The 9,369-nt window shown below is 70.2% G+C and carries 10 protein-coding genes; 5 read left to right on the top strand and 5 right to left on the bottom strand.

Going from position 1 to position 9,369, the window contains the following annotated elements; genetic code table 11:
• Positions 1-46: 46 nt before the first annotated feature.
• Entirely contained in the window at positions 47-901 is an 855-nt protein-coding gene (locus tag INT51_RS17865; protein WP_193106691.1) for an SDR family oxidoreductase, read from the top strand.
• Between the two features lie 131 nt (positions 902-1,032).
• Positions 1,033-1,905 carry a helix-turn-helix domain-containing protein gene (locus INT51_RS17860; RefSeq protein WP_193106690.1) on the top strand — a complete coding sequence of 291 codons (873 nt, stop codon included), beginning with the start codon at positions 1,033-1,035 and terminating at the stop codon, positions 1,903-1,905.
• A 94-nt stretch (positions 1,906-1,999) separates the two neighbouring features.
• Here the strand turns inward: INT51_RS17860 and INT51_RS17855 are convergent, their stop codons facing one another.
• Positions 2,000-2,575: a sugar O-acetyltransferase gene (locus INT51_RS17855; RefSeq protein ID WP_193106689.1), complete on the bottom strand. Its 576-nt coding sequence runs from the start codon at positions 2,573-2,575 to the stop codon at positions 2,000-2,002.
• A gap of 106 nt (positions 2,576-2,681) precedes the next feature.
• Positions 2,682-3,233 (bottom strand): TetR/AcrR family transcriptional regulator, encoded by a 552-nt coding sequence (locus tag INT51_RS17850; protein WP_193106688.1) that lies wholly within the window; start codon positions 3,231-3,233, stop codon positions 2,682-2,684.
• 81 nt (positions 3,234-3,314) lie between these two features.
• Between INT51_RS17850 and INT51_RS17845 the strand changes: the two genes are divergently transcribed.
• From INT51_RS17845 to INT51_RS17835, 3 genes are all read left to right on the top strand, one after another.
• Positions 3,315-4,058: an SDR family oxidoreductase gene (locus INT51_RS17845; protein ID WP_193106687.1), complete on the top strand. Its 744-nt coding sequence runs from the start codon at positions 3,315-3,317 to the stop codon at positions 4,056-4,058.
• A gap of 496 nt (positions 4,059-4,554) precedes the next feature.
• The gene (locus tag INT51_RS17840) at positions 4,555-4,980 is read left to right on the top strand and encodes a YciI family protein (protein WP_193106686.1); all 426 of its coding nucleotides are present in this window, start codon (positions 4,555-4,557) and stop codon (positions 4,978-4,980) included.
• A gap of 1 nt (position 4,981) precedes the next feature.
• A complete protein-coding gene (locus INT51_RS17835) occupies positions 4,982-6,271 on the top strand; it encodes an RNA polymerase sigma factor (RefSeq protein WP_193106685.1) in 1,290 nt (429 codons plus the stop codon).
• Positions 6,272-6,283: 12 nt separating this feature from the next.
• Here the strand turns inward: INT51_RS17835 and INT51_RS17830 are convergent, their stop codons facing one another.
• Genes INT51_RS17830 through INT51_RS17820 form a run of 3 tightly spaced genes read right to left on the bottom strand, consistent with a single transcriptional unit; the run spans position 6,284 to position 9,241 of the window.
• Positions 6,284-7,030 (bottom strand): aminoglycoside adenylyltransferase domain-containing protein, encoded by a 747-nt coding sequence (locus INT51_RS17830; RefSeq protein WP_193106684.1) that lies wholly within the window; start codon positions 7,028-7,030, stop codon positions 6,284-6,286.
• A gap of 3 nt (positions 7,031-7,033) precedes the next feature.
• Positions 7,034-8,002, bottom strand: coding sequence for an NAD(P)-dependent oxidoreductase (locus INT51_RS17825; protein WP_193106683.1), 969 nt, complete (start codon positions 8,000-8,002; stop codon positions 7,034-7,036).
• Between the two features lie 33 nt (positions 8,003-8,035).
• Positions 8,036-9,241, bottom strand: coding sequence for an LCP family protein (locus INT51_RS17820; RefSeq protein ID WP_304502242.1), 1,206 nt, complete (start codon positions 9,239-9,241; stop codon positions 8,036-8,038).
• Positions 9,242-9,369: the final 128 nt, after the last annotated feature.

The raw sequence follows: 9,369 nt of genomic DNA, 5'->3' as shown, positions 1-9,369 counted from the left end.
TTCCTCGGGGGAAGGTGGTGGCACCGCCTCAGAAAGGAACTCCCCCATGTCCTACCCCACCGACCGTCCCGCCGTCTGGTTCATCACCGGCACCTCGCGCGGCCTCGGCCTCGCCCTCGTCGCGCATCTGCTGGAGCGCGGAGATCGGGTTGCCGCGACGACGCGCTCGTCCGAGCGACTGCTCGCCGCGCTCCCGGAGGTCGACACCTCGCATCTGCTGGTTCTCGAGGTCTCGTTGACCGACGAGGAGGAGGTGTCTCGCGCGATCGCCGAGGCCACCGACCGCTTCGAGCGGATCGACGTCGTCGTCAACAACGCCGGCTACGGATACCTCGGCGCCGTCGAGGAGACCACCGACGCCGACATCCAGGCGATGTTCCAGGTCCAGGTCAACGGCACCTGGAACGTCCTGCGCGCGGTCCTGCCGCAGATGCGGGCCGCTGGCTCCGGCCACATCATGAACGTCTCATCGATCCTGGGGGTGCTGTCCTTCCCCGGGTGGGGCCTGTACTGCGCCGCGAAGTACGCCGTGGAGGGCTTGTCGGAATCCCTCGCGGCGGAGGTCACCGAGCACGACATCCGCGTCTCGCTCGTCGAGCCCGGCTACTTCGACACCGCGTTCCTGACGGACAACTCCCTCGCTGCCGCCGGCGAGATCCCGGGCGCCTACCCGGCCATCCGCGAGATGGTCGAGGCGCACAAGGCGATGTCGGGCAGCCAGCTCGGCGACCCGCGCAGGGCCGCCGTCGCGTTCGTGGCGATCGCGCAGCAGGAGAGCGGCCCTCTGCGCCAGCAGCTGGGTTCGGACTCGTCGGGAATGGCCGAAGGCAAGGCGGAGTCGCTCAGAGCAGAGATCCTTGCGGGCCGGGAGCTCGCGCACAGCACCGACTACGTGCGCTGACTCACCGGCAGGCCACGAACCCTGGCTCCTCCCTGGTCGCTCGCGTCGCACCGGCGCGGGCGACCAGGGCCGGGACGCCAGAGGCATGACGACCCCCTGACAACCCCGCCCGCTCCTGGAAGGATGACGATATGACCGACCCGCATCGCGACCTCGGCGACTTCCTTCGTCGTGCACGGGCTGCCCGCGATCCGCAGGACACCGGCCTTCTCCCCGACGGGCGCATCCGGCGCGTCTCCGGGCTGCGGCGGGAGGAGGTGGCCCTGCTGGCCGGGGTCTCCACCGACTACTACACCCGCCTCGAGCAGGGGCGGCACATCGTGCCCTCCACGCAGGTGCTCGATGCCCTCACACGCGCTCTCGGCCTCGATGTCGCCGGCCGCAGGTACGTCGACGACGTGATCGCCACCGTGCGACGACCCGTCCCCCGTGCGCGCCCGACGGTCCAACGGGTCCGCCCGGGCCTGCACCAGCTCCTCGACTCGTTCACCACTCAACCGGCGCTCGTGCTGGGTCACCGCACGGACGTCTTGGCGTCGAACGCCCTCGCCAGAGCGCTGTTCGCGGACTTCCGGGTCATGCCAGCCAAGCATCGCAACTACGCCAGGTGGCTGCTGCTCGACGATCGCGCGCGCGATCTCTTCCTCGACTGGGAGCAGCAGGCCCGCAACGCCGTGGAGTCGCTCCGACTCGAGGCCGCGGCGACCCCGAACGACGAAGCGACGCATCACCTGATCGGCGAGCTGTCCCTCGCCAGCCCGGAGTTCCGATCCTGGTGGTCACAGCACCAGGTGCACCTACGCACCCACGGCACGAAACGACTCCACCATCCTCAGGTGGGTGAGATCGACGTCCAGTTCGAGTCCTTGACCCTCCCCGGGGACACTCGACAGACGCTCTACGTCTACACGACCGAACCCGGCTCGACCTCCCAGGACGCCCTCACCCTCCTGGCCAGCCTGGCGCAGCCTCCCGCCTCGAACGCACCGCGCGTCGAGCGGTGAGGCGATGCGCCGCGCACCACGCGCGGTCCCCTCGACCAGGTCTCCCCCACGTCGAACACGACCGCCAGAATGCCGGGCGGGATAGGCAGCGAGGTCAGGCGGTGCCGTCTTCGAGGGGAAGCTGCCGGGTCACGGTCGCCGGGGTGCCCACAGCGACGACGTGGTCGGGAATGTCGCGCAGCACGACGCTTCCCGCACCGATCACGGTGTTGCGGCCGATGGTGACCCCGGCGCCCACGGTGACCGAGGCGCCCAGCCACGTGTTCTCCCCGATGGTGATGGGCAGGGCTTGTTCCCACCCGTCGCGACGGCGCGCGTGGTCCTCGACGGGATGCAGCGCGGTCATCAGCTGCGCCCCGGGGCCGAGCCGGACGTTCGCTCCGATGCTGATGGGGGCGTCGTCCATGAAGAAAGCATTCGCATTGACGAAGGCCGAGGCACCGAGCCGGATGTTCGTTCCGTAGGTGCACTGGAACCGCGGGACCACCACGGCCCCCTCCCCCACCGCGCCGAGCATCGCGAGCAGGGTCTCGCGACGCACCTCGTCCTCGTCGGCCGTCGCCGCATTGAACGTGTCCAGCAGCCGCCAGCAGTCGCGTCGCCGAGCCTGCAGTTCGTCGTCGTCGAGATACCACTCGCCTCGCGCGAGGCGCTCCGGATGCGTTGCCATGACTCGATCATGGCAGGCGTGGCGCGTCGGCCCGCGGCGCGACCAGATCGACGCCTCGGGCCGAGTTCACCGGTGCGGCGGCGATCGCCCGCGGCCTGAGGAGACGTCAGGCTCGCACCCGCACCCCGTCCAGCAGCACTCCGAGCAGATGGGATGCACGGCTCGCCGCCTGCTCGTTCGTCATGCGTGACAGGAAGCCGAGCAGGAGGAGCACGTCGGCCTCGTCGACGTCGACGCGCATCGAGCCTTCGGCCCGGCCGGCCTCGAGCAGCATCGTGATCGCGTCACCGATCCGTGAGGCATGGCTCGAGGTCAGCTCCGCGCCCGACGTCGGCTCGAGCGCCGCCAGCACGCCTCGTTTGATCCGCGCATAGTCGGCCACGCGATCCAGCCAGCACCGCATGGCGGTCACTGCATCCTGTACTGCGACCAGTTCCCGTGCCGCCTCGACGAGCTCGTCGACGTCGGCGCGGTAGACCTCGACGAGCAGCGCCTCCCGCGTCGGGAAGTGTCGATACAGCGTTCCCTGGCCGACACCCGCCGCCTTCGCCACGGCGTTCAGACGCAGCTCCTCCGAGGTCTCCAGCTGCTCCCGCGCGACCTCCAGGATCTTGGCACGGTTAACGGCGGCATCGGCCCGCACTCTGCGTTCTGGCATCGCTCCCCCTTACCGTGCGGACACGTGTCCGCTTAGAGTGTCGTCGAACCGGACACGTGTCAGCTTATACAAGGAGCCCCGATGGACACCACCTCCCTCCAGGACCGAGTCGTCGCGATCACCGGCGCCAGCAGCGGCATCGGCGAGCAGACCGCGATCGAGATGGCGCGGCGCGGAGCGACGGTCGTGCTGGCCGCTCGCCGACGTGAACGCATCGACGCCCTCGCCGCCACCATCCAGAGCGGAGGCGGTCGTGCGATCGCCGTCCCGACGGACGTCACCGTTGCCGACGACACGCACGCCCTCGTCGACGCAGCCGTCACGGAATTCGGCCACCTCGACGCGTTCGTCAACAATGCCGGCCTCGCCCGGCTCGGGCGGCTCGAGGAAGGCGGCACCGACGATTGGGCGGCCATGATCGACGTCAATCTCCGCGGACTGCTCAACGGGCTCGACGCGGCACTGCCCGTCTTCCGTCGACAAGGGCACGGCCACGTGGTGACCACCGTGTCCACTGCCGGCATCACCATCTCGCCCACGATGGCGGTGTACGCGGCGACCAAGAATGCCGCCCGCACGATCATGGAGGGCCTTCGCGCCGAATCGACCGACGGGATTATCAAGACGACGTCGATCTCACCGGGCTTCGTCCGCACGGAGCTGGCCGACGGGATGGCGCCGGGCTCACGCGACGAGATCCAGGCCGGCATGCGCTCCTTCGGACTGGACCCGATGGCGGTCGCGAACGCCATCTGCTTCGTGCTCGAGCAGCCCCGCGACGTCGAGATCGGCGACCTGACCATCAGACCCACGGTGCAGGGCTGAGTCGGGAGGGATCACCAGGCCCCTTCGTCACGGCTCGCTGAGGACTCGCAGCACCCCCGCGGGCGTGCGGATATCCGCCCCGGTCTGGCCGCGAAGCCCGTTCTTGACATCGACGTGATCGTCTCCGAGGTGAGGGGGTCGAGGATGCGATGGCTCGACTCGGCGATGGTGAAGCGTCAGGGGATGCCCATGCTGGTGAATTCCTGACGGGTGGGGTTCTGTACGGAGAATGGCGGAGCCGCCCGTGCGGGCAGGCCGGTGACGGAATCAGCCGGCGTGATGCCCGGATGCCGGCAACGTATGGCGCACCGGCAGGCAGGGGCCACCGATTATTCGCAGGCCCGATCGCCTTCCGCGCCCTGGCGAGGCGTCATAGATTGGCCGTCTGGTCGACGCATTCAGAACTGCTTTCTCCCCCGTGTCGATCCGGCGCGTTCCCGTTCGACGTAGTCAGTGAGAGGGCCGAGAAGCCGGTCCCGGACCAAGGAGAGTCATCATGAAGTACATGCTCATCATGCGCGCAACCGACGAAGCCGTCGAGGCTTCCCAGGAAGTCCCGTTCGAGCAGATCATCGAGGCCATGGGGAAGTACAACGAGTCGATGATGAAGGCGGGCGTGCTGCTCGCCGGCGAGGGCCTGAGCGATGCCTCCGAGGGCTTCGTCGTCGACTTCTCCACCGATGAGGCGCTCGTGACCGATGGTCCCTACGGCGAGACCAAGGAGCTGTTCAACGGCTTCTGGATCCTCGAGGTCGCCAGCCGGGACGAAGCCGCCGAGTGGGCCAAGCGTGCTCCGCTCGGGCGCGGTTCGTTCCTCGAGGTGCGCCGGGTGACCGGGCCGGAGGATTTCCCGGCCGACAACGAGTGGATCGAGAAGGAAGCGGGCTGGCGCGAGGAGCAGGCGCAGCGCGGCCAGGATTGAGATGGCCGATCCCTGGGACGTGGCGACGGCGCGCCCCGACGACCGTTCGGCCGTCGAGCGCGCCGTCGCCGCTGCCTGGCGGATCGATTCGGCCCGCATCATCGCCACGCTGGCTCGCACGACGGGCGACTTCGGCCTGGCCGAGGACCTGGCCCAGGACGCGCTGCTCGATGCCCTGCGGCAGTGGCCCGGCGACGGGGTGCCGCGCAACCCGGCCGCCTGGTTGACGGCGGTGGCGAAGCGCAAGGCGATCGACGGGTGGCGCCGCCAGCAGCGGCGCGACGACCGGATGGCCGAGATCGCTGTCGAGCTGGAACGCGCTGGTGAGGGTGCGGCCGATGCCCCGCCCTGGGATCCGGAGGCGATCGACGACGACGTGCTGCGGCTCGTGTTCATCGCATGCCACCCCGTGCTCTCGCGCGAGGCCCGCATCGCGATGACGCTGCGCGTGGTGGGCGGCCTGTCCAGCGAGCAGATCGCCCACGCCTTCCTGGTCCCGACCGCGACCGTGCAGCAGCGGATCGTGCGGGCGAAGAAGACCCTCAAGGCGGCGAACGTCCCGTTCGAGGTGCCGCCGTACGTGGAGCTCACCGACCGGCTCGGGTCGGTGCTCGGCGTGCTCTACCTGATCTTCAACGAGGGTCACGCCGCCAGCAGCGGCTCCGACTGGATGCGGCCCGAGCTCGGCCTCGAGGCGATCCGGCTCTCCCGCGTGCTGGCCGCGCTGCTGCCGCGCGAGCCCGAGGTCCATGGGCTGCTCGCCCTCATGGAGCTGACCGCGGCACGCTTCCCGGCGCGCGTGGATGCACAGGGTGACCCTGTGCTGCTCGCCGACCAGGACCGCCGCCGCTGGGACCGCGGCCGTATCCAGCGCGGCCAGCATGCCCTGACCCGAGCGGACGCCATCGGCCGCGGCCGCGGCCCCTACGGCATCCAGGCGGCGATCGCGCAGTGCCATGCGATCGCGGCGGACTTCGAGGACACCGACTGGGACCGCATCGTCATGCTCTACGAGACACTCGGCCGCGTCGCCCCGTCACCGATCGTGCAGCTGAACCGGGCGGCCGCGGTGACGATGGCGTCCGGTCCCGCCGCGGCCCTGGAGCTGATCGACGAGATCGCGGCCTCCGGCGCGCTGAGCTCCTACCACCTGCTGCCGGCTACCCGGGGCGAGCTGCTGCTCCGCCTGGGGCGCACGCAGGAGGCCCGTGTCGAGTTCGCCGCGGCGGCGGCGCTGTCCACGAACGACCGCGAACGCGCCCTGCTCGAGGCGAAGGCCGCCGGGGACTGATCCCGAGGCGGCTCAGGCCTCCGGGGCGCCCTGTCGGAGCGCCGTCAGAAGGTGCGCTCTCGCGGCGCCGACGAAATCCCTCGCGTGCTGGCTGCACGCTCCCAGGTCAGCGCCTGCGGTCTGCGCGTCCAGCGCCGCGGCCACGAGGTCCGACGGGCCGTTCCTCGCGATCCACCACCGACCACCTGCCTGTTTGGACAGCAGCTCTCCCTGTTCCGCGTACACGATCGCGCGGCAGGCGTTGAGCACAACGTAGCGCTGATCGGCCTCGGCCACGCCCCAGTCGAGTTCGTCGACCAGGTAGGCGAGGAGGGCATCCCTGTCCACAGCGCCCACGACGGACGACGGGTCCGGCCCGAGCAGCGGCACGCCGGCCGCCCGGACCACGGCGTAGTGCGCCAGCAGATCCGGGTCGCCACCCTGCCCGCCGAGGGCCCATCGGTGCTCGCCGCTGCTGACGTGCAGCACGAACGGCCAGGGGGACGCAGGCCGCGCCGCATCGCGACGCCGCACCACGGACAGCTCGAGGGCGCGCCCACCCTTGCTCACCGCGAGAATCTCCTGCGCGATCTGGTCCCAGCCCGGCGTGGGGAGATCCTCGACCACGGCCAGCACGTCGAGGTCCGACGCCGGCCCGAAGCCGCCCAGCGCTGCGGAGCCGTGCAGGTAGATGCCGACCAGGCGCGGCACCCGCGCGGACAAGAGGTCACGAAGCGCGTCCATCTGGGCGCGCCATAGCTCAGGGCCGACGGAGGTCATGACTCAGGCCCTCGGCGAGCACGGGTGATAGTCCATGCCGGCTACCCATCGGGCCTCGGCCCCGATGAGCTCGCGTCCGGACGCGACGGGCTGGTAGTCGAGCTCGCGCGCAGCGCGCATGTCCAGGACTATCGGGGACGGGGCGCTCCACGGATGTTCGCCGCCTGCCTCTCCCGGTTCGAGGCCCACGATCTCGCCCTCCCAGTCGATCGCTGCCCCGATGGCGTGCACGATCTCGGCGGCGGTCAGTGCGTCGGGATCGGCCGAGTTCAGCACGCGGGTCCCCGGGGCATCGGCGACCGTCTCGATCAGGCCTGCCGTGTTCGCCGCGGCCGTGAGGTGGTCGACCGAGCTCCCGCGGTCGGTCAGCTCGATCGCCTCGGCGCCGGCGAGCATCTGCTCCACGATCGGTCGAGTTCGGGCGTTGCGGGCCCAGGGGCCATGCACCTTCGAGAGGCGCAGCACGGTCACGGGCAGTCCGCTGGTGAGAGCTTCCTGTTCCACGGCGACCTTGGAGGGCGCGTATCCCTCGCGGGTGAACGGGTTCGTCCCCGGTGCGGCCGGGGAGAGCGTCGCGGTGGATTCCGGCATCGGCAGCGGGAAACGAGGGGGCTGGTCACCGTTGAGGTGACGGCCTTCGCCATCGACGTAGACGGCCCGCGAAGAGGCGATCACCAGACTCGCGCAGTCGGCCATCATCGGCAGCAGGCCCCTGACATCGTCCCGCTCATAGGCGAGGAGATCGACGAGCAGGTCGGCGCCGCTGCCCACCAGGCGCGACACCGCCGCCCCGTCCCGACGGTCGATGGCATGGAAACGAACTCCCTGGTGCGTCAGTTCCGGGGGCATCCGGCCCGGGTCGCGCCCCGTGACGTCGACGCGCCAACCGCCCTCGACGAGGCGCTGCGCCGTGGCTGCCCCGATGGCGCCAGTTCCCCCCAGGATCACCGCGCGGCGCGTCGAGGAGCTCATAGCGGCAGAGCATAGCTCCGCCCCTCCCGCCCGTCAGCCCGAGCAGAGGTCCGTGTCTGCGGTCCGCGTCGTCGTCTCCACCTGAGCGTCCTGGGGCGGCGCCTCGGGCGCCGGGCGGGACTCCTCTTGTACCGGGGGTGTGGTTCCGGATGCCGGTGGTGGCTCCTCCTCAGAGCCGGAGTTGGAGCCGGAGGCAGAGCCGGAGTCGGAGTCGGAGCCGGAGGCAGAGCCGGAGTCGGAGTCGGAGGGCGAGGGTTCCTCGTCCTGCGCGCCCGCTCGTGTGATCGGGCCGTCGGCGGCCAGCTGCGCGAAGACGGATTCCGCCTGGGCGGACGGCACCACGCGGTTGGGATCCCCGGGCGCCGGCTCCCACGGCATGGTCATGAAGGTGATGTTCTCGGGGGCGACCCGAGCCACTCGATTCCCCAGCGCGGCCATGTCGGTGATCGCGCTCAGCCCCGGATCGACGGTGAGCGCGGACGTCGTGGCATCCAGGAAGGAGTACAGCCTGTCGGGGCGGGTGACGACCTGCCGGCTGGTCGCCTCCTGCACCACAGCGGACATGACCATCTGCTGATGTCCGAGGCGCGCGATGTCGCTGCCATCGCCCACGGCATGGCGGGTGCGGGCGAGCGCCAGCGCGTCCTTCCCTTCGAGGGTCTGGTGTCCAGCGGGCAGGTCCAGGTCCGCGTAGGGGTCGCTCATCGCGTCAGGCAGGCATACCGGCAATCCGCCCAGGGCGTCGACGATCGCCATGAAGCCCTCGAAGTTCAGTTCCACGAAGTGGTCGATCGGCACTCCGGTCAGATCCTCCACGGCCGCGACCGAGCACGCCGGGCCGTAGTTCAGAGCCGAGTTCAGCATCCCGCGCCCACCGGAGAAGGGCCCGTGACCTGTATCAGTGCAGGCAGGCAGCGACATGAGGGTGTCCCGTGGTAACTGCACGGCGTCGATCCGACCGTCGTCCTCGGACAGGTGCGCGAGCACCATCGCGTCGCTGCGCTGGGAGCCGTCACCGGAGCCGAAGTCGTTCTCCGAGAGGTCCCTGCTGTCCGAGCCGAGCAGCAGGATATTCAGGTCCTTGCTGTCCCTGGTGTCGTGGTCGATCTCTGACCCTGCGCGGATCGGGGAGGTCGTGATGTTCCCCCGCAGGTGGATCATCGTGCCGGTCACCCCGCCGGCCAGGACGGTGACCAGCGCGAGCGCGAGGACCGCCGCGATCCGGCCTCGGCGGTACACCAGAGTTCCTGCCCCCAACCGTCGATGCCGGGGCTGCGGCCGGTCCGTTCGACGGTCTCTGCTCGGGACAACGTCCACGCTCGCGCCCTCCTCACACAGTTCTCCGGTCCAGGTCCACGGACCAGGTC

Source organism: Brachybacterium sp. FME24 (genome assembly GCF_014897705.1).
Lineage (GTDB): Bacteria > Actinomycetota > Actinomycetes > Actinomycetales > Dermabacteraceae > Brachybacterium.
This window is presented reverse-complemented; position numbering and strand designations above follow the sequence as displayed.

Coding starts and splice junctions, on each gene's coding strand:
- INT51_RS17865 (WP_193106691.1), top strand. CDS start 47: ATGTCCTACCCCACCGACCGTCCCGCCGTCTGGTTCATCACCGGCACC.
- INT51_RS17860 (WP_193106690.1), top strand. CDS start 1,033: ATGACCGACCCGCATCGCGACCTCGGCGACTTCCTTCGTCGTGCACGG.
- INT51_RS17855 (WP_193106689.1), bottom strand. CDS start 2,575: ATGGCAACGCATCCGGAGCGCCTCGCGCGAGGCGAGTGGTATCTCGAC.
- INT51_RS17850 (WP_193106688.1), bottom strand. CDS start 3,233: ATGCCAGAACGCAGAGTGCGGGCCGATGCCGCCGTTAACCGTGCCAAG.
- INT51_RS17845 (WP_193106687.1), top strand. CDS start 3,315: ATGGACACCACCTCCCTCCAGGACCGAGTCGTCGCGATCACCGGCGCC.
- INT51_RS17840 (WP_193106686.1), top strand. CDS start 4,555: ATGAAGTACATGCTCATCATGCGCGCAACCGACGAAGCCGTCGAGGCT.
- INT51_RS17835 (WP_193106685.1), top strand. CDS start 4,982: ATGGCCGATCCCTGGGACGTGGCGACGGCGCGCCCCGACGACCGTTCG.
- INT51_RS17830 (WP_193106684.1), bottom strand. CDS start 7,030: ATGACCTCCGTCGGCCCTGAGCTATGGCGCGCCCAGATGGACGCGCTT.
- INT51_RS17825 (WP_193106683.1), bottom strand. CDS start 8,002: ATGAGCTCCTCGACGCGCCGCGCGGTGATCCTGGGGGGAACTGGCGCC.